The sequence below is a fragment of the uncultured Eudoraea sp. genome, assembly GCF_947260015.1.
Lineage (GTDB): Bacteria > Bacteroidota > Bacteroidia > Flavobacteriales > Flavobacteriaceae > Eudoraea.
Genome location: NZ_CAMYOM010000002.1, coordinates 1 through 18,318, shown reverse-complemented (window position 1 = coordinate 18,318; position 18,318 = coordinate 1). Strand labels below are relative to the sequence as shown.

The 18,318-nt window shown below is 36.0% G+C and carries 21 protein-coding genes; 13 read left to right on the top strand and 8 right to left on the bottom strand.

The features are described from left to right. The first annotated feature begins 132 nt into the window (after positions 1-132). From Q0X66_RS01455 to Q0X66_RS01435, 5 genes are all read left to right on the top strand, one after another. The gene (locus Q0X66_RS01455) at positions 133-642 is read left to right on the top strand and encodes a sigma-70 family RNA polymerase sigma factor (protein WP_297702833.1); all 510 of its coding nucleotides are present in this window, start codon (positions 133-135) and stop codon (positions 640-642) included. Further along, entirely contained in the window at positions 629-1,048 is a 420-nt protein-coding gene (locus Q0X66_RS01450; RefSeq protein ID WP_297702702.1) for a hypothetical protein, read from the top strand. Before Q0X66_RS01455 ends, Q0X66_RS01450 begins: the two co-directional genes overlap by 14 nt. Before the next feature lie 10 nt (positions 1,049-1,058). Then, a complete protein-coding gene (locus Q0X66_RS01445) occupies positions 1,059-1,610 on the top strand; it encodes a DUF4252 domain-containing protein (RefSeq protein WP_297702701.1) in 552 nt (183 codons plus the stop codon). A 99-nt stretch (positions 1,611-1,709) separates the two neighbouring features. Next, complete coding sequence (locus Q0X66_RS01440) at positions 1,710-2,249, top strand: DUF4252 domain-containing protein (RefSeq protein WP_297702700.1); 540 nt, start codon at positions 1,710-1,712, stop codon at positions 2,247-2,249. A gap of 157 nt (positions 2,250-2,406) precedes the next feature. After that, positions 2,407-3,219: a mechanosensitive ion channel domain-containing protein gene (locus Q0X66_RS01435; RefSeq protein WP_297702699.1), complete on the top strand. Its 813-nt coding sequence runs from the start codon at positions 2,407-2,409 to the stop codon at positions 3,217-3,219. 77 nt (positions 3,220-3,296) lie between these two features. Here Q0X66_RS01435 and purB read toward each other — a convergent pair whose 3' ends face one another. Next, positions 3,297-4,640, bottom strand: a complete 1,344-nt coding sequence (gene purB, locus Q0X66_RS01430; protein WP_297702698.1) for an adenylosuccinate lyase — start codon at positions 4,638-4,640, stop codon at positions 3,297-3,299. 103 nt (positions 4,641-4,743) lie between these two features. Next, the gene (locus tag Q0X66_RS01425; protein WP_297702697.1) at positions 4,744-5,343 is read right to left on the bottom strand and encodes an adenylosuccinate lyase; all 600 of its coding nucleotides are present in this window, start codon (positions 5,341-5,343) and stop codon (positions 4,744-4,746) included. 46 nt (positions 5,344-5,389) lie between these two features. Between Q0X66_RS01425 and Q0X66_RS01420 the strand changes: the two genes are divergently transcribed. Next, entirely contained in the window at positions 5,390-5,854 is a 465-nt protein-coding gene (locus tag Q0X66_RS01420) for a heme-binding domain-containing protein (RefSeq protein WP_366938652.1), read from the top strand. Here Q0X66_RS01420 and Q0X66_RS01415 read toward each other — a convergent pair. Then, entirely contained in the window at positions 5,817-6,512 is a 696-nt protein-coding gene (locus Q0X66_RS01415; protein ID WP_297702695.1) for an NAD-dependent deacylase, read from the bottom strand. The genes Q0X66_RS01420 and Q0X66_RS01415 overlap by 38 nt on opposite strands. A gap of 45 nt (positions 6,513-6,557) precedes the next feature. Here Q0X66_RS01415 and Q0X66_RS01410 point away from each other — a divergent pair, with 45 nt between their 5' ends. The 3 genes from Q0X66_RS01410 to Q0X66_RS01400 are packed head-to-tail and all read left to right on the top strand — an operon-like array spanning position 6,558 to position 8,170. Then, positions 6,558-7,214: an RNA methyltransferase gene (locus Q0X66_RS01410; RefSeq protein WP_297702694.1), complete on the top strand. Its 657-nt coding sequence runs from the start codon at positions 6,558-6,560 to the stop codon at positions 7,212-7,214. Positions 7,215-7,255: 41 nt separating this feature from the next. Further along, positions 7,256-7,783, top strand: coding sequence for an SRPBCC family protein (locus Q0X66_RS01405; RefSeq protein WP_297702693.1), 528 nt, complete (start codon positions 7,256-7,258; stop codon positions 7,781-7,783). A gap of 9 nt (positions 7,784-7,792) precedes the next feature. Then, a complete protein-coding gene (locus Q0X66_RS01400) occupies positions 7,793-8,170 on the top strand; it encodes a VOC family protein (RefSeq protein ID WP_297702692.1) in 378 nt (125 codons plus the stop codon). Position 8,171: 1 nt separating this feature from the next. On the opposite strand, the gene Q0X66_RS01395 is transcribed toward Q0X66_RS01400, so the two are convergent. The 5 genes from Q0X66_RS01395 to Q0X66_RS01375 all read right to left on the bottom strand — a co-directional run bounded on the left by Q0X66_RS01395 (position 8,172) and on the right by Q0X66_RS01375 (position 14,268). Then, the gene (locus Q0X66_RS01395; protein ID WP_297702691.1) at positions 8,172-8,984 is read right to left on the bottom strand and encodes a metallophosphoesterase; all 813 of its coding nucleotides are present in this window, start codon (positions 8,982-8,984) and stop codon (positions 8,172-8,174) included. 72 nt (positions 8,985-9,056) lie between these two features. Beyond that, positions 9,057-10,748 carry an alpha-amylase family glycosyl hydrolase gene (locus tag Q0X66_RS01390; protein WP_297702690.1) on the bottom strand — a complete coding sequence of 564 codons (1,692 nt, stop codon included), beginning with the start codon at positions 10,746-10,748 and terminating at the stop codon, positions 9,057-9,059. A 132-nt stretch (positions 10,749-10,880) separates the two neighbouring features. Beyond that, entirely contained in the window at positions 10,881-11,660 is a 780-nt protein-coding gene (locus tag Q0X66_RS01385) for a carboxypeptidase-like regulatory domain-containing protein (protein ID WP_297702689.1), read from the bottom strand. A 74-nt stretch (positions 11,661-11,734) separates the two neighbouring features. Further along, entirely contained in the window at positions 11,735-13,534 is a 1,800-nt protein-coding gene (locus tag Q0X66_RS01380) for a DEAD/DEAH box helicase (RefSeq protein WP_297702688.1), read from the bottom strand. Positions 13,535-13,692: 158 nt separating this feature from the next. Beyond that, positions 13,693-14,268, bottom strand: a complete 576-nt coding sequence (locus Q0X66_RS01375) for a non-canonical purine NTP diphosphatase (protein ID WP_297702687.1) — start codon at positions 14,266-14,268, stop codon at positions 13,693-13,695. A gap of 77 nt (positions 14,269-14,345) precedes the next feature. Between Q0X66_RS01375 and Q0X66_RS01370 the strand changes: the two genes are divergently transcribed. The 4 genes from Q0X66_RS01370 to serA all read left to right on the top strand — a co-directional run bounded on the left by Q0X66_RS01370 (position 14,346) and on the right by serA (position 18,303). Further along, complete coding sequence (locus Q0X66_RS01370) at positions 14,346-14,798, top strand: isoprenylcysteine carboxylmethyltransferase family protein (protein WP_297702686.1); 453 nt, start codon at positions 14,346-14,348, stop codon at positions 14,796-14,798. 114 nt (positions 14,799-14,912) lie between these two features. Continuing rightward, complete coding sequence (locus Q0X66_RS01365; protein ID WP_297702685.1) at positions 14,913-15,524, top strand: SatD family protein; 612 nt, start codon at positions 14,913-14,915, stop codon at positions 15,522-15,524. Then, the gene (locus Q0X66_RS01360; protein ID WP_297702684.1) at positions 15,521-16,216 is read left to right on the top strand and encodes a DUF3307 domain-containing protein; all 696 of its coding nucleotides are present in this window, start codon (positions 15,521-15,523) and stop codon (positions 16,214-16,216) included. The genes Q0X66_RS01365 and Q0X66_RS01360 overlap by 4 nt, the downstream gene beginning before the upstream one ends. Positions 16,217-16,410: 194 nt before the next feature. After that, on the top strand, positions 16,411-18,303 hold the full coding sequence (gene serA / locus Q0X66_RS01355) for a phosphoglycerate dehydrogenase (RefSeq protein WP_297702832.1): 1,893 nt from the start codon (positions 16,411-16,413) through the stop codon (positions 18,301-18,303). The last annotated feature ends 15 nt before the right edge of the window (positions 18,304-18,318 follow it).

Below are 18,318 nucleotides of genomic sequence, written 5' to 3'. Positions count from 1 at the left end.
ATATTAGCTTTAAGGGGTGCAAATTACTTACATCTGCAAGAAAATAAAATTTTTTGTAACAAAATTCGATGTACTTCGTCTTGCTTATGTAAAACACCTTTAATGGTTTATACGACAACAGAACAACCGATAATGACGCAATCAGAATTTTTAAAAGTGGTTATGCCCTTTAAAGACAAGTTATATAGATTGTCAAAAAGATTACTCACATCCGCAGAAGAAGCAGAAGATGCCACTCAGGAGATACTGATGAAATTGTGGTCTAAGAATGACAATATTGCGAATTACAAAAATGTTGAGGCCTTTGCGATGACAATGACCAAGAACTTTTGTCTGGATAGGTTAAAGTCGAAACAATCGAATAACCTGAAACTGGTTCACAGCAATTACGAAGATGGGAATACTTCATTGCAAAAACAGCTGGAGGCAAGAGACAGCGTAAGTTGGGTAGAGAAAATTATGGAGGAATTGCCGGATCAACAAAAATTGGTATTGCAATTGCGGGATGTTGAGGAATATGATTTTAATGAAATTGCAGATTTACTGGAAATGCAGCCTACGGCAGTAAGAGTAGCACTTTCCAGAGCAAGAAAAACAGTTAGAGAAAAATTAATGCAAAAACATAGTTATGGAATTGGATAGAATTGAAAAATTATTGGAAAAGTACTTCGAGGCTACTACCACGGTGGAGGAGGAGGAACAATTAAGAGACTATTTTTCACAGGATTCGGTCGCACCGCATCTGGAACATTACGCTCCAATGTTTACTTACTTTTCCATAGCCAAGGACGAACGGTTTACTAAGCAGGTTCCATTAAAACCTAGGGTATCATACCACAAATGGATTTCTATTGCAGCAGTAGCAGTTATGGCCTTTGGAATATATTTCGGTAATGATTACCGGGAACAAAAGGAGGCAGAGTATGCCTATAATGAAACAAAGAAGGCGTTAGGCCTGTTGGCACAGAATTTGGAACGTGGTACCCAAAAAGTAGCCTATTTAAATGAATTTGAACAAACAAAACAAAAAATTTACAACAACAATTAAAATTTAAAAGATGAAAAAGTATATTCTAATAGTAGCAATGGCAGTTTTACCTCTTAGTGGTTTCTCACAATCCATTTTTGATAAATTTGAGGATTCAGATGAGGTAAGTTCTGTAATAGTTAATAAAAACATGTTTAACCTTTTAGTTAAGATGGATGTGGATGTGGATGATCCGGAAGCTCAGGATTTTATGAATATTGCAAAAAGCCTAAGTGGTCTTAAAGTATTCGTTACTGAAGATAAAGCAGTTTCTGCAGATATGCAGGCTACTGTGAACAAGTATCTTAAATCTTCTTCGTTGGAAGAATTGATGAGGGTAAAGGACAAAGAAACCAATGTTAAATTCTATGTAAAAAACGGCAAAGACGAAGATCATGTAAGCGAATTATTAATGTTTGTCACGGGTATCGATAATGTAGATATGGAAATAAATGACAGAAAGATTGAAACGGTTCTTCTTACATTGACCGGGGATATTGATCTTACCAAAATTGGTTCACTTACAAAAAAGATGAATTTACCGGAAGAATTAAACAAAGCAGAAAAGAACAAATCAGAATAACAGATAACTAAAGTGGTAATTGACCGTTGAGATGTTACAAACTTAACAACAGGTCAATTGCCATTTCTACAAGTTTTGATTGAATAAAAAGATAACAAAATGAAAAAAATAATAAACGTACTTTCTGTAATTAGCTTACTGGCCTTTTTCGCATGTTCTTCCACTCAAAGTCTCCAGGAATATTATGTGGATAGTTCAGAAAACCCTAATTTCATTTCATTGGATGTTCCAACGAGCATACTAAATTTGCAAAATGAGGATTTGTCAGAAACACAACAAGAGGCATTACAGTCATTGAAGAAATTGAATTTATTGGCTTTTAGGAAGACAAGCGAGAATGGGGCCGAATATGAAGTAGAAAAGGCAAAGGTAAATGCTATTTTAAAGAATGCTGATTTTGTTGAACTCATGAAATTGAATTCTGAGTACGGAAAGGGTGTTATTAAGTATGTAGGAGATGAAGATGCAATTGATGAGGTAATAATTTACGGAAGCAGTGATGACAAAGGATTTGCTCTCATTCGGGTTCTGGGTAAGGATATGAACCCAGCTTATATTATTCAACTAATGGATGCAATACAAAAATCTGATTATAAAGGCGAAGGACTTGGAGAAATAGGTGAATTTCTAAAAGGATAACTCAATTATTTAAAAATTTGTAACCCGCCCGAATCTATTCCGGACGGGTTTTTTGTTATTAAAAAATGAAATAAACTTAAAAGTGTTAATTCCATTTAAATTTGTCTAAGCTATTTTATATCTTCCTACCCTAAATAACACTAAAAAATTAATCACTATGGAAAACGCAGAAATATGGATTGACAAAGGAATTGACTTCATCGCTGAATATGGCCCAAAAGTAATTGGTGCTTTACTTATTTATATCATTGGTTCCTGGGTAATAAATAAGATAGTTGGAGTTTCCAGAAAAGCGATGTTGAAAAGTAAGTATGATGACTCCTTGCAGAGATTTCTTTTAAATCTGACTGCCTGGGCTTTAAGAATATTTCTGATTATTATTGTTATCTCTCAGTTAGGGGTGAATGTAACCACATTTGCTGCTGTTCTTGCTGCTGCCGGTTTGGCTGTCGGGCTGGCTTTACAGGGATCCTTGTCAAACTTTGCAGGAGGAGTTTTAATCATGATTTTTAAGCCTTATCGAATAGGTGATCTTATTGAGGCACAGGGAGTATTAGGTGCTGTTAAGGAAATTGAGATTTTCACAACAAAGCTTATTACACCTCAAAACAAATTAGCGATTGTTCCTAACGGAGCTATGGCCAATGGCAATATCATAAATTATACAGCCGAAGGCAAAATACGGGTAGATGTTGAAATTGGAGTAGATTATGGTGAAGATATAAAAAAGACCAAAGAGGTATTAATGAGCGTCCTTACTAGTAATGAAAAGGTACTAAAGGAGCCAGCACCTTCAGTAAATGTATCTGAGTTGGCAGACAGTTCCATAAATTTTGCGGTAAGGCCATTCGCTAAACCAGAGCATTACTGGGATGTATATTTTAGTACGGTTGAAGAATGTAAAGTTGCGCTTGATAAAGCCGGAATAGAAATACCTTACCCACATCTGCAAATACTTAAAAAGGAATAGCACCAATTTGTATTGAATTTTTAATAAAAGGCATTATAACATAGATCTGGTTTCTATGCACTATATAAGAGTCTTTTTTAAATACCCGTATAATTACTGGGGCTGATATTTTTTAGTTCGGTCTTAAGCTCTTGCTTTATTTCCAATTGATCAATAAATTCTGCAATCGATTTTTTCGTAATGCGTTCATTGGTCCTGGTGAGACCTTTTAATGCCTCATAAGGATTGGGATATCCTTCTCTCCTGAGGATGGTTTGTATAGCTTCAGCCACAACGGCCCAATTGTCATCGAGATCTTTTTCAAATTTGACTTTATTCAGAAGTAATTTGTTTAAGCCTTTAAGAGTAGCTTTAAATGCAATTAGTGTATGAGCAAAGGGAACTCCAACGTTACGCAGTACTGTGCTGTCCGTTAGATCGCGCTGTAAACGTGAAATAGGTAATTTAGATGATAAATGTTCAAAAACAGCATTGGCAATTCCTAAATTACCTTCGGAATTTTCAAAATCTATTGGATTTACTTTATGGGGCATTGCTGAAGAACCAACTTCTCCTTCGGTTATTTTTTGTTTAAAATAATCCATGGAAACGTAAGTCCACATATCCCGATTTAAGTCAATAACTATAGTATTGATACGCTTAAGTGTGTCAAATAAAGCAGCCATATGATCATAATGCTCAATTTGAGTAGTAGGGAAGGAATGGGATAATCCCAATTTACCCTGAACAAAATTTTGTCCGAAATTTCGCCAATCTATATCTGGGTAAGCCACCTTATGGGCATTATAATTGCCGGTTGCTCCACCAAATTTAGCTGCACTTGGAATATCATTTAAAAGGTTAAACTGCTCTTCAAGGCGCACAACAAAAACATTAATTTCTTTACCCAAACGAGTTGGAGATGCAGGCTGTCCATGAGTTCGTGCCAGCATAGGGACATCTTCCCAATTTTTGACTAAATCCCTTAAAACGGCTGTCAATTCCATAAATACAGGCACATATACCTCATTCATAGCTTCCTTAATGGAATAGGGTATGGCAGTATTGTTAATGTCCTGCGAAGTAAGTCCAAAATGGATAAATTCTTTATATTTTTCTAATCCCAATGCATCGAACTTATCCTTAATAAAATACTCCACTGCCTTAACATCATGGTTAGTGGTTCTCTCTATTTCTTTAATGGCCAAAGCATCTTCTAAACTAAAATTTTCAAAAATATCCCGGAGGGAACCGACGTTAACCTGGGATAATTTTGGGAGCTGAGGCAGTTCTAATTCACAGAGCGCTATGAAGTATTCAATTTCAACCATAACCCTGTACTTTATTAACGCTTCTTCCGAAAAGAAATTTGCAAGGGAATCGACCTTGGATCTATATCTGCCGTCAATTGGTGAAATGGCGTTTAATTGATTTAACGACATATGCTTTAGGATTGATTATTTTTTGAAAGATGTAAAGATACTTATATGCCGGGGAGATTAAAAGTATATTAGGAGGATAGTTAAAATTTTTGAGTTAAGCTGTTTAAAATAATTTTGTCACTCTTAAGTGGTTCTCAATTTCTTTATTAATTAAGGTTAGAATTTGTCTCGCCCTTGCCTTATAAGCAGCGCTTCCTAAACTGTAATTTTGCTCCAATATCATTTGGAGTTCAGATCGAATCCATTCAAATTTTTCACTTAATAAATAAAGGCTCGTCATAGAATATGCTTTAGCCGCTACTTTATGCTCCCCTATGAGCCAATCAAAACAAGAGGTAGTTATTCTTTCCAGGTGATATTCCTTTAATTTTGTCTGGACTTCATTTTTTGATTTGGAAAAAAAAGCCTTTGTAAGAATTTCACAAATTTTGGCCATTGGTCTTACAGACGAATCTAATTGCACTTTAGACATGCCCATCGTAAAACCATCAATATTAATTAGAATTAGTTGTATGTTTTTTTTTGCGATAAATTCCAAAATCCAGCAGGCTTTTGATGAAATTACTCCATTATCCTCAAATGCAATTTCCATTAAAGATGAAATAAATTGAGGATTATTAAGCACTAATTGGGTTACTTCACTGCGTTTATCCCGAGTGCCATCTACATAATTTAATGATTTGAATAATTCAGATTTGGTCACAAAAATTTGTATTTTGGCACTTTCAAAAGTGCCCCAAATGAAAGTAATGAAAAAAATAGCAAAATTGCTATTACTTCTTTTTATTGCCATCCAATTTTTCAGACCGGAAAAGAATATTGATCAAGGCAACCATTTAGCCGGTTTCATAGATGAAACTAATCCGCCTGAAAATGTTAAAGCCATTTTAACTGATAGTTGCTTTGATTGCCACAGCAACAATACCGAATATCCATGGTATAACAATATTGCACCAGTATCGTGGTGGCTATCGGAACATATCAAAGATGCTAAGGCAGATTTGAATTTGTCTGATTGGAATAATTACAATAAAAGGCAAAAGGATCACAAATTAGGAGAATTGATTGAGGTCATTGAAGAAGCTGAGATGCCTCTAAAGGAATATACCTGGGTTCACAAGAGAGCCAGACTCTCTCAGGAACAACGCGAAGCCATTCTGGAATGGGCCAGGCGCACTAAAGCTCTTTACGGACTAGGTCCGTTACCAAAGTAGGAACTCCTATTGCTGCTGTTGCTTGTAAAATTGTGAGATTTTCAAATTCTGAAGCATTTATACTTGGTTTTGGATCAATAAAATATATGGGTGTGCCCTGTCTTGCATAGTTCAAAAGGCCGGCTGCCGGATATACCTGCATTGACGTTCCAATAATAATAAGGATTTCTGCGGTTGCGGTAATTTGTGCAGCTTCAGATAATAATGGAACTTCCTCGCCAAACCAAACAATATGAGGACGCAATTGATATCCTTTTACGCATGTCTCACCCAGGTTTAGATCTTTTTTCCAATCCAAAACCAATGTTTCATCACCAGTACTGCGAACTTTAAGCAGTTCACCATGAAGATGGAGAACATGAGAACTACCTGCACGTTCATGTAAATCATCTACATTCTGTGTAATAATAGTGACATTGAAGTATTTTTCAAGTTCAACGAGCATTTTATGACCAGTATTAGGGACAACTTCTAACAATTGCCTTCTCCTTTGGTTGTAAAAATCCAATACCAGGAAAGGGTTTCTGGCAAAACCGTGTGGGGAGGCGACTTCCATTACGTCATGGCCCTCCCAAAGCCCGTCCGCATCACGAAAAGTTCTAATTCCGCTATCTGCGCTCATTCCGGCTCCTGTAAGTACAACAATTTTTTTTTGCATGATTTTGGGTCTATTATAAAGATACATTTTTCTTAAATTAGATTTATGATAGATCTTGATCTGCTTTCCTATTTAGAAACTTATATTACACCTGAACGCCTAAAACGATTCAAAGATGTTTTAAGCGAGCGCACACATTATATTACTGTGGCCATTGAGGATGTTTTTCAAATGCATAATGCAAGCGCTGTAATAAGAAGTTGTGACGTTTTTGGAATTCAGAAAGCGCATATCATTGAAGACCGATTTGGACAACGTCTCGACAAAAATATAGCAATGGGAGCTCAAAAATGGGTGGATATAGAAAGATATGCTACTGTAAAATCCTGCATAAGTAATTTGCGGGGAGATGGATATAAGATTATTGCTACCACTCCTAATAATGATTCAAAATTGCTGGAGGATTTTAAATTAGAAGATAAAGTGGCTTTGTTTTTTGGGACAGAAAAAGAAGGCTTAAGTCCTGAGGTATTAGAGCAAGCTGATGGTTATTTAAAAATACCTATGTCAGGATTTTCAGAGAGTCTCAACATCTCGGTTTCTGCGGCCATTATATTATATAATTTAACACTACAACTTAAAAGATCAAATTTACCATGGCACTTAACCGAAGCTGAAATTTTGGAAAAACGAATGGATTGGACTAAAAAATCTATTAAAAGTATTGATGAAATCATAGCAAGATATAGGAAAGAAAATTAATTTTCTTTATATTTAAAGGTAACCAATTAACTGATATACAAATGACTACAATTTTATACATACTCGCTGCGATAGTTGTTCTAGTTATTATTTTAGCTATGATTGCACCTAAAAGTTATGATGTTAGCAGAAAAATAAAAGTGCGGCAGTCTGTCCCCGTTGTTTTTGAATATCTTAAATATTTGAAAAATCAGGATTATTGGAGTCCTTGGGGTAAAAGAGATCCAAATATGAAGAAAGAATTTGTAGGTTCCGATGGTGAAATAGGTGCAACCAGTAAATGGGAAGGAAACAAGGATGTTGGTAGTGGCGAACAGGAAATAAAACGAATCGTTGAAAATGAAGTAATTGAAAGTGAGTTACGTTTTCTAAAACCATGGAAGTCCCAGTCAGATGCATATTTAAAGGTAAAAGAAACAGGTTCAGGTGAGACTGAAGTTACATGGGGTTTTTCTGGTAAAAATAAGTTCCCTGTAAGCATCATGATGCTTTTTATGAACATGGATAAGACTGTGGGCAAAGATTTTGAAGAAGGTTTAGTGAGCTTAAAAGATATCTTGGAAAAATAACTTAGCACTATGGAACACAATATGGTGGGATGGTTCGAGATACCTGTGGAAGATATGGAACGAGCCAGAAAGTTTTATGAGGAAGTTTTTGATATTTCAATTTCTGTTCATGATTTAGATGGAATCATCATGGGTTGGTTCCCTGGTATCCAGGGCAAAACAGGTAGTTCGGGATCTTTAGTTAAACATGAGATGTATATTCCAAGTGATTCCGCAGGTCCACTTCTTTATTTTTCGTGCAAAGACCTTGCAATGGAATTGGCCAAAGTAACTAATGCCGGAGGCTCTATAATTCAGCAAAAAAAGGAAATAGGAGGGGGGCATGGTTTTATGGCACTTCTAACAGATACAGAAGGAAACAGAATAGCTTTACATTCCCTACAGTAAACTAAACATAGAAAATAGTAGCTTCTGCTCTGCAACCCATTCGAATCGGAATATATTTTGTTCCAATGCCCTTGGAGACATACATTCTTATATCATTTAGTTTGTACCATCCTCTTAAGAACCTGCCACTGCCACCGGGCTTATAAAATGCTTTCCCAAGAAATGTTATTTGCCCTCCATGAGTATGACCAGATAATATGAGCTTAATATTTACTTTTTGAATTTCATTTAAAAGAGCAATTTCATCACTGTACTCAGGACAATGATTGAGTACAATAGCTTCTGCAGAACTATCATAATCTGCTGACGCATTCGTGAAATTCGGATCGCCCCCAAGATAGTCATCAACACCAATAATGAGAAGGTTTCTGTTCGCCCTTGAGAATTTTAAACTTTCATTAATAAGCAATTGGCCATTGTGTTTTTCAATTAAAGTTCTGAAAGAATTTATGTTTACTTTCCCCGCGTATTCCTTGTTTCCCATGATTACAGCCTTAGGTATTTCTTTGCTGAGAAGGTCCAAAAATTCATTTAAAACGGGTAATCCCTTGTTGTTATTGACGGAATCTCCTGTAATGCAAATCAGGTCAGGTAGCTCTTGGTTAATTTTGTTCGCAATAGTTTTATGGAAAGATTTTAATTTATTTATATGAAGATCGGTTAATTGAACGATTTTTATTTTGCTATCCGAATGGGAGAGATCATAGGTTGTCCATTGAATTACATACTTCTCGAACCAAAAAATGTCAAAAAGAAATAACCCCAGCAGTGCAAAAAAGGACTTAACGATAAAATTTCTCCTGTTCATCTTCATAAAAACACTTAGTTCGAAGCATAAATCTTATGGATTCATAATATGGACGGTGCTTTCTTTTAAGAACGCCAATTAATCTACTAATTCCAGGAGTGCTATATTATTATCATTTTCCAGCATTACCTTTCCATTCTTAACTTCAACATAAGTTTCGGAATAGGTATCATAAAGTTTTGTTCCGTCTCCAAAAAATCCCTTAACCCAAAGCGATTTTTTACCTATGGGTAAATCTAGTCCTACTACTACCTTGTCCTTGAAATTTTCATTAATATAGGTTCTGCTGAAAACATAGGGTTTTTTACTTAGCCGTTTATGCCTTCCAGCCCCTATAGCAGGATGATTATGCCGAAAACTTCCCAATTTCTGCCAATGCGTGAGAATATTCTTAGTTTCCTGGAGACTATCAATTTCTTGCCAATTCATAAATGATCTTAAAGTGGCATCCCCTTCTGTGTTTTCAATTGTAAGATCCCTCGCAGATTCATCACCATAATAAATCTGTGAAGTTCCAGGGGTAAGGAAAAGGACGTTTGCCATATAATACGGTCTCTGTCTATCTTTGTCAAAAGGTTCTGAATCATCATGTGAAGTCATGTAATTAACTACGCCTTTGTTTTTAAAGTCAGAGTTCAGGATGCGATTGTATTTTTTAAATATTGTCTCGTAAGTCTTTTTGGCATCATTTTTTAATTCAAAGTTTATTAGACTTTCAAACCCATTTTCAAAATAATCAACCTTCTTATCACCAAAATCAAATTCTCTACCCTTAGAAATTTCGAAACCATAAACTTCGCCAACCATGTAAAATGGCGTGTTATCCAAAACATCTCCTGGATGCTTTTTTTTCCAGGTTTCAAATGCTTTTGAAGCTTCTACATATAGTTCTAACCATGTTTTTTCGTCGGCATGTTTAACTGTATCTACCCTGAAGCCGTCAATACCCATATCGTTAACGTAATCTGTTAACCATTTAATGATATAAAACCTGGGAGCACGGGGATATCCCGTTCTTTGAAAAAAGAGTTGAAGTTCATCCAATTCATTACTAAGTCTGCCTTCATCCTTCCATTTAGCTAATAATGCATCCGGTAGTTCAACCACTTCATCAGATTCTGTGTAAATATCAGGCAAGTTCGCAACCAAAGTACAACTTGTCATAGTCTCATAATTAGTATTTTCACAAACAGGGTTTGTTCTTACCCAATCCTCCGGCCATACAGGATCTTGTTCGGTTACCGGTCCCGTGTGGTTAATTACCACATCCATCAAAATCCTGATATTATTTTTATGGGCTGTTTTCACAAGATTTTCAAGATCTTTTTTAGTGCCAAAATTGGGATCTAAAGCAGTCCAATCCTTTGCCCAGTATCCGTGGTAAGCATATGTATTACCTGTTCCTTCATCTGTATCGCCATGAATTTGTTCTACCACGGGAGTAAACCAAATTGCATTCACCCCTAATTTTGAAAAGTAACCTTCTTCAATTTTGTCTGTGATACCCTCAATATCACCGCCCATAAAACCTCTTAAGGTAGCCGTTTCATTTGTCCGGTCGAAATTCAAATCATTTTCGGGATTACCGTTATTGAACCTGTCCGTTAATAAAAAATAGATATTGGCACCTTGCCAGACAAATGGAACTTTTTTCTCAACTATTTGAGTACTGTCTTTAGTTGAAGAAACTGCAATTTGGGGTTCTTTTTTTTCTTCTTTGCAGGTCAAAAAAAGCGCAGAAACTGCAATTGCAATAAGCAGTTTTTTCATGTTCATAGATTTTGTCTAAAGCTATAAAATGAATGCGGAAAAATAAAATTTATTTCAAAAGCCTTAAAATTGTTTCATAAGGCTATTCCTATATCAAGTATTTATACTGGAAATGGAGCCTTAACTTCTACCTTACTTTTTTCTGTTAAGTACTTTAAATTCTTCATAACAACTGCTAATTGCATCCAATATTTGCAAATCATTGGCTGTTTTTATAAAGGAGGTTGAATAATTGCAATTAGAGAGGATATCATTAATGTCAAATTCATCAATTTGCAATAGTTCTGTAAGTGTTTCACGATCAAATTTGGAGGCAAGGAGATCTCTAATGTCATCATCATCTTTTATTAGCCTCAATTTTTTCATCTGGTTGGGTTGTTTACCAAATAAATTTCGAAGAAGATCCGCCGGATTAAGAATTGAGCCTAATACCTTTGTTACCGCACTCGGATTTTTACTTCCAGCCTCATAGCTGGTGGGTAATCCGGAGATGCTATATTGATATGATGTATTAATAGGCAGATTTTTTATATCAATTTCAATATAGCCGGTTAATTGGTATGGCCTAACAACTACTTCTTCCAGAGCATAGGCAAGCTCCGTGAGTGCAATCTCGGTGTTTTTAAACTTAAACATATCATTCGTAACACGAATTTTCTGAGATTTAAATCCTAAATACGAGAAGTAAAGCGTATCGTTAACAGAGGCTTTCAGAGAGAATTCACCCCTGGAGTTGGTTATAGTACCTACAACCTTGTTTAGGTTTATTACATGTACACTTTCCAAAGGAGTATTGGATTGTGCGTTAATGACTACTGCCTGAAATTCTTCTTCTTTCTGCTCAGCTTCATTTTCCTGTGATATCCCGGCAAAGCCGATTAATGAAAACAAGCACAATAAATACTTCCTCATTTAGTGCAATGCTAATTTATAATACGAATAAAATAAAAATTGATGCCTTGGCACATTTTTTAATATACAATTAACTAATAAAAACCATCTCTTTTTTTACTTCGTCTATTTCCGGACGATGAACCCTGTTTGGATCCTGATCTTCTTGATCCACTTTTTGAAAAGCTACCTTCCCTTTTTTTCCCCCGACCTCTATCCCGGTCCCTGCTGTCTTTACTCTTCCCTGGTCCTCTATCCCTTCTTCGTCCTCCACCTCCTGGACTATTAGAGACTTCAACGTTTACAAATCGTCCTTTTATCTTAAAATCAGTAAATGTTTCCAAAATTTGATCCTTAAGCGCTGCTTCTGTATTGAAAAAGGAAAAACTTTCTTTAACATCTACTTTAAACAAATCGTCTTTGCCCAGATGAAGCGTATCCTTTAAAAAGTCCTTTAGGGACATCCAGTCATACCCATCGCGCTCTCCTACATTTATAAAATAACGAACAGATCCGTTACTCGAAAAATCGCCAGACTCCCTGCCTTTTCTTCGTTCTCCGCGATCAGGTTCAGCGGAATTAAGATCCTTGGTTTTATTGTAGTAATTAAAAAAACGGGTAAATTCTACTGAAACAATTTTTTGGATTAATTCATCCCTGTCAAGGCCTTCCAGGACGTCGTTAATGGCCGGTAAATAATTACTTACTTCTTCATTTATTTCTGTGGTACGGATTTTATTAGCCAAATGATACAATTGAATCTCACAAATTTCGATTCCGGTAGGTATTTTTTTAGCTATAAAATCTTGTCGTATTTTTTTCTCTATAGCATGAATTTTTCTCAATTCGCTTCTGGTGACAATCACCATCGAAATACCAGATTTACCTGCTCTTCCGGTACGTCCACTCCTATGAGTGTAGATTTCTATTTCATCGGGCAGTTGATAATTAATTACATGGGTGATATCGTCTACATCTATTCCACGGGCCGCAACATCTGTGGCCACCAACATTTGAATTTGTTTTTTACGGAAAGAACTCATTACAAGGTCGCGCTGATTTTGGCTTAAATCGCCATGCAGTGCCCCGGCGTTATATCCGTCTTCAATTAACTTTTCGGCCACTCGTTGCGTATCACGTTTGGTTCGGCAGAAGACCACCGAAAAAATACCCGGATTAGAATCAGAAAGACGTTTTAATGCAGAATACCTATCGCGTCCGCCAACGACATAATATTCATGCTGCACAGTATCCACACCAGAATTTTTGGTCCCCACGGTAATTTCCGTTGGGTTGTGCATAAACTTTTTAGCTATTGTAGCTACTTCCCTTGGCATAGTAGCTGAAAAAAGCCAGGTTGATTTGTCTTTGGGTGTATTGGAAAGAATGTCCTTAATATCTTCATAGAACCCCATGTTTAACATCTCATCTGCTTCATCAAGAATGCAATAGTCAATTTTGGAGATATCAATGATTCCACGGCCAATCATATCCTTCATTCTACCTGGGGTAGCGACAACGATTTGCGCACCTCGCTTTATTTGCCGTGCCTGATCAGTTATACTTGCACCTCCATAAATAGCCACTGTATTCAACCCCTTGACGTATTTTGAATACAATTGTATTTCATTGGTGATTTGCAAACAAAGCTCTCGGGTTGGAGATAATATTAAGCCCTGTGTAGTTCTGCTTCCACTGTCTATTTTTTGAATTAAGGGAAACCCAAATGCAGCGGTTTTACCCGTTCCGGTTTGGGCCAGAGCCACCAAATCTATTTCATCTTCTAATAAAAGGGGGATGGATTTTTCCTGAACCTCTGATGGAGTTTCAAATCCTAAATCGGTTACAGCATTCAATAGGGCGCTATTAAGCCCCAATGCTTCAAATTTTGTCATAATATGTTATAATTTACCTAATCGCAAATATGTATGTTGCATAGAGCGATTATCCTTATAACGTATTAGACTCAGCGCAACACATGCTATACCAGCGGCTTCAATTTAAGCGGCAAAGATACTCTTATTTATTTAGATGGTTACTAAACTTAACATATTCAATGATTTGTAAGGTAGGCAATTAGCTTTTGAAGAGCCTTTCCTCTATGGCTTATTTCATTTTTTATTTGAATAGGCAATTGAGCAAAGGTTTGATCATAACCTATTGGGATGAAGATTGGATCGTATCCAAAACCTTCAGCACCCTTTTTCTCTTTCGTTATAGTGCCTTCAACAACACCTTCAAATAGGATTCTTTTTTTATCTAGATTTAGGGCTATTGCAGTTTTAAATCTGGCTGTACGGGATGTGATGTCTTTCAGCTCAAACAGAACTTTTTCCATGTTTTTTTTTGAATCCTTCTCTTCACCGGCAAACCTCGCGGAATGGACTCCCGGAGCTCCGTTCAGTGCATCTATGATAAGCCCTGTATCATCAGCAAAACATGAAATTCCATAATGATGTGTAATATAATCCGCTTTTAATTGTGCATTAGCTTCTAGTGTTGACTCGGTTTCCGGTATTTCTTCATTGCAGCCAAGATCCTTCAGAGAAATAAGTCGGATAGATTTGGGAAGCAATAAACTTACTTCTTTTAATTTATTTGCATTGTGTGTGGCGAAAACGAGATCCATAAGTTAGAGGAATTCACAAAAAAAAGATTGCTGACCTTGTCAAAAGTAGTAATTTTATTTGCTGCTATTTTTCTATTATGAAGCTTAAACTGCCACCTGCAATCGTTTTTTTGATATTTGGAATCCTAATGTACCTGTTAGCTGAATTTTTGCCGGTTGGATATTTTGATTTTTTTGGTAGAAGGGTTCTAATTAAGGCATTACTGATATTGGCAATAGTAATTAGTTGTGTCGCGTTAATTCAGTTCTACCTGGCCAGGACTAGCATAGATCCTAAAAACCCTTCAAAAGCCTCTTCTTTGGTCTCAAATGGTATTTATAAGTACTCACGTAATCCAATGTATTTGGGTTTGCTGCTAATATTATTAGCTTGGGCACTCTGGTTAGGCAATGCATTCAATGTTCTTTTGGCTGCAGGTTTTGTTTCTTATATGAACGCTTTTCAGATTCGACCTGAAGAATTATCATTAGCCAGTTTGTTTGGTAAAGAATATAAGCACTATTGTATAAAAGTGAGAAGATGGTTTTGACTTAATAAACATTGCTGTTAACAAGATTTTGCTATATTAGCAATATAACTTATAATAACATATATTAGCATATTAATTAATATTTACTTATATTAGCATTTAAGCTTATAAAAAATGATAGCAGTTTTAACCGGAGACATCATTAATTCGGCAGGTTATAAAACCGCCGACTGGATGGCAGTTTTAAAAAACTTTTTGATGAAACTAGGCGATTCACCGGGAGTTTGGGAAATATACAGGGGGGATGAATTTCAAATACGAATTGCACCTAAAAAAGCATTGGAAGTGGCAATTCAATTAAAAGCTCTGATCAAAACTATTAAACACCTTGATGTAAGAATTGCGATTGGCTTGGGCGATGAAGATTTTAGAGGTGCTGGTGTTAGTGAATCCAATGGTTCTGCCTATCAAAGGTCCGGAAGAACCTTAAATCTGTTAAAGGATAAAAAACTAACCCTGGCCATTGCAACTGACGATCCACAATTAGACGAGACACTTAATTTAATGTTGAAATTGGGGTTGGACTTTATGGATACCTGGAGTGTTGTTTCTGCAGAGATTATTTTAATGGCCCTGGAAAATCCGCGAGCTTCTCAAAAGGAAGTATCGGATCAACTGCAAATACAACAATCTGCTGTAAGCCAAAGGTATAAAAGAGCTCGACTGGATCTGGTCAAAGACCTTTTAAATTATTACGACAAAAACTATAAAAATCCCCATTCATGATACTTTTTATAAAACTTTTTCTGGCTCACATAATTGGTGATTTTCTTTTACAACCAAAACGATGGGTTATTCAGAAAGAGGTTAAGAAAGCTGCTTCCGGATTTCTATATCTTCATATCCTAATTCATTTTTTGCTCATTATCTTATTACTTTGGAATATAGAGTATTGGAAAATAGCCCTGATTATTGCACTCTCTCATTATGTTATCGACTTGCTTAAAATTTATGCGACGCCCCTATTTAAAAATAAGCGCATTCCTTTCTTTATAGATCAATTTCTGCATATAGGGGTGTTGTATACATGCGCCTATTACAGTAATCTTATGGATCATACTATCACATTAATACAGCAAATAGACTGGGCCCTTTTAACCGCTATAGTTTTTGTGACTTATCCTGCAGCCATTATAATGAGTATTCTTTTGGAAAAAATGTCTAATCAGATAAATTTGGACCATAAATCACTTCCCAATGCTGGAAAATACATTGGTATAATTGAGCGTTTATTTGTTCTTATTTTCATTATCATGGGCAGATGGGAAGCAATAGGGCTGCTAATTACGGCTAAATCAGTATTTCGATTTAACGATTTAAAAGAAAGCAATAGCCGTAAACTCACAGAGTATATTTTAATTGGAACATTACTCAGTTTTGGAATAGCTATTCTTACAGGTATAATCTATAATTACTAAAATTTACCTTCTATGAAAATATAATGGGTTTAGTAATTTTATTCTAATCTAAATCCATTTTGTTTTATTTCAGCCAACGCCTTCATCAATGTGAATTAATTTTTACTTTTGCAGCTTAGTTCTCGGCCTGGGTGCTGGATTTTTTATCGGCACCTTTAAAATGTCATTTAGACAAAAAGAGAAAATTTAAATAAATAATTGACGTGGGAAGAAAGTATGTTTTTGATTTTGATAGTACATTAACCAGAGTTGAAGCACTGGATGTACTAGCCGAAATGACTTTGCAGGGCAAGTCTAATCGTGATGATGTCATTCATGAAATACAGGAAATAACTAACCTTGGAATTGACGGGGATATTTCCTTTACAGAATCCTTGGAAAGAAGAATTAAACTCCTCAAAGCGAATAAGAATCATTTAGATCCTCTTGTTGATGAGTTAAAGCAAAAGATTTCAAAATCAATTGCTGCCAATAAGGAATTTTTTGAAAAGTACTCTGACGATATTTATGTGATTTCATGCGGATTTAAAGAGTTTATAGATCCCATCGTTAAGGAATATAATATTCCATCTGAAAGGGTATATGCGAATACATTTGAATTTGATGAGGAAGGAAACATTATAGGTTTTGACGAAAAGAATGTTTTGGCTACACATAATGGTAAAATTGAATGTTTAAAGCAGCTCGATCTTGAAGGTGAAGTACAGGTTATAGGGGATGGTTATAGTGATTATGTAATGCGGGAAGCCGGAATTGCTCATAAATTTTTCGCCTATACTGAAAATGTCCATCGCAATAAAGCGGCTGACAATGCAGATCATGTAGCACCTAATCTGGATGAGTTTTTATTTGTAAACGACCTGCCTAGAAGCCTTTCTTATCCAAAAAACAGAATTAAGATACTTTTACTGGAAAATGTGCACCCGGCTGCTTTTGATAATCTTTCGGAAGATGGTTTCTCAGTAGAGCTCATAGAACAAAGTTTATCGGAAGATGAACTTATTGAAAAGATAAAGGGAGTACACGTCTTGGGAATCCGTTCCAAAACAAAACTTACTCCTAAGGTTCTGGATGCGGCTAATAAATTATTGGTGGTTGGAGCATTTTGCATCGGGACCGGCCAAATAGACCTCGATTATTGTAAAAAGAAAGGAGTGGTGGTATTCAATGCTCCGTACAGTAATACCCGATCGGTAGTTGAAATGGCCATTGGTCAAATAATTATGCTCTTTCGCAATATATTTCCTCGAAGCATGGAATTACATAATGGCGAATGGAACAAAACGGCTGTTAACTCAAGGGAAATACGGGGTAAAAACCTCGGTATTGTGGGTTATGGTAATATAGGCAAACAATTATCTGTGCTGGCTGAGGCAATTGGGATGCGTGTTTATTATTACGATATTGAGGACAGACTGGCCATGGGCAATGCAGTAAAATGTGAAACCCTGGAAGATTTATTAAATGTTTCAGACGTGGTTTCTCTGCACCTTGATGATAACAAGGCTAACATAAATTTTATAGGTGACCGGGAGATTAATCAAATGCGTGACGGGGCTATACTTTTAAATCTTTCAAGAGGTTTTGTTGTGGAAATACCAGCCTTGGTAAAAGCACTTAAAAATGGCAAAATACGAGGTGCAGCGATAGACGTTTTTCCCCTGGAGCCGAAGTCTAATGGACCATTTGTCTCAGAATTGCAGGGAATTCCCAATGTTATTCTAACCCCCCATATTGGTGGTAGTACCGAAGAGGCCCAGAGAGATATTGCTGATTTTGTTCCCAACAAGATTATGTATTACGTGAACTCAGGGAATACAGTCGATGCGGTTAACTTTCCCAATATTCGTTTACCAAAACAGAATCGAGCACATAGATTCTTGCACATTCATAGAAATGTCCCTGGTATAATGGCTAAAATTAATGAAGTGTTAGCTACTTATGAGATGAATATTTCAGGACAATACCTCTCAACCGACAGTGATGTAGGCTATGTTATCACGGATCTTGACAGGGATTATAATAAAGAGGTAATTAAAGCGCTCAAAAAAGTAGAAAACACTATTAAGTTTAGAGTTTTATATTAAACTACTTTTTGATAT

Coding starts and splice junctions, on each gene's coding strand:
- Q0X66_RS01455 (WP_297702833.1), top strand. CDS start 133: ATGACGCAATCAGAATTTTTAAAAGTGGTTATGCCCTTTAAAGACAAG.
- Q0X66_RS01450 (WP_297702702.1), top strand. CDS start 629: ATGGAATTGGATAGAATTGAAAAATTATTGGAAAAGTACTTCGAGGCT.
- Q0X66_RS01445 (WP_297702701.1), top strand. CDS start 1,059: ATGAAAAAGTATATTCTAATAGTAGCAATGGCAGTTTTACCTCTTAGT.
- Q0X66_RS01440 (WP_297702700.1), top strand. CDS start 1,710: ATGAAAAAAATAATAAACGTACTTTCTGTAATTAGCTTACTGGCCTTT.
- Q0X66_RS01435 (WP_297702699.1), top strand. CDS start 2,407: ATGGAAAACGCAGAAATATGGATTGACAAAGGAATTGACTTCATCGCT.
- purB (WP_297702698.1), bottom strand. CDS start 4,640: ATGTCGTTAAATCAATTAAACGCCATTTCACCAATTGACGGCAGATAT.
- Q0X66_RS01420 (WP_366938652.1), top strand. CDS start 5,390: ATGAAAAAAATAGCAAAATTGCTATTACTTCTTTTTATTGCCATCCAA.
- Q0X66_RS01415 (WP_297702695.1), bottom strand. CDS start 6,512: ATGCAAAAAAAAATTGTTGTACTTACAGGAGCCGGAATGAGCGCAGAT.
- Q0X66_RS01410 (WP_297702694.1), top strand. CDS start 6,558: ATGATAGATCTTGATCTGCTTTCCTATTTAGAAACTTATATTACACCT.
- Q0X66_RS01405 (WP_297702693.1), top strand. CDS start 7,256: ATGACTACAATTTTATACATACTCGCTGCGATAGTTGTTCTAGTTATT.
- Q0X66_RS01400 (WP_297702692.1), top strand. CDS start 7,793: ATGGAACACAATATGGTGGGATGGTTCGAGATACCTGTGGAAGATATG.
- Q0X66_RS01395 (WP_297702691.1), bottom strand. CDS start 8,984: ATGAAGATGAACAGGAGAAATTTTATCGTTAAGTCCTTTTTTGCACTG.
- Q0X66_RS01390 (WP_297702690.1), bottom strand. CDS start 10,748: ATGAAAAAACTGCTTATTGCAATTGCAGTTTCTGCGCTTTTTTTGACC.
- Q0X66_RS01385 (WP_297702689.1), bottom strand. CDS start 11,660: ATGAGGAAGTATTTATTGTGCTTGTTTTCATTAATCGGCTTTGCCGGG.
- Q0X66_RS01380 (WP_297702688.1), bottom strand. CDS start 13,534: ATGACAAAATTTGAAGCATTGGGGCTTAATAGCGCCCTATTGAATGCT.
- Q0X66_RS01375 (WP_297702687.1), bottom strand. CDS start 14,268: ATGGATCTCGTTTTCGCCACACACAATGCAAATAAATTAAAAGAAGTA.
- Q0X66_RS01370 (WP_297702686.1), top strand. CDS start 14,346: ATGAAGCTTAAACTGCCACCTGCAATCGTTTTTTTGATATTTGGAATC.
- Q0X66_RS01365 (WP_297702685.1), top strand. CDS start 14,913: ATGATAGCAGTTTTAACCGGAGACATCATTAATTCGGCAGGTTATAAA.
- Q0X66_RS01360 (WP_297702684.1), top strand. CDS start 15,521: ATGATACTTTTTATAAAACTTTTTCTGGCTCACATAATTGGTGATTTT.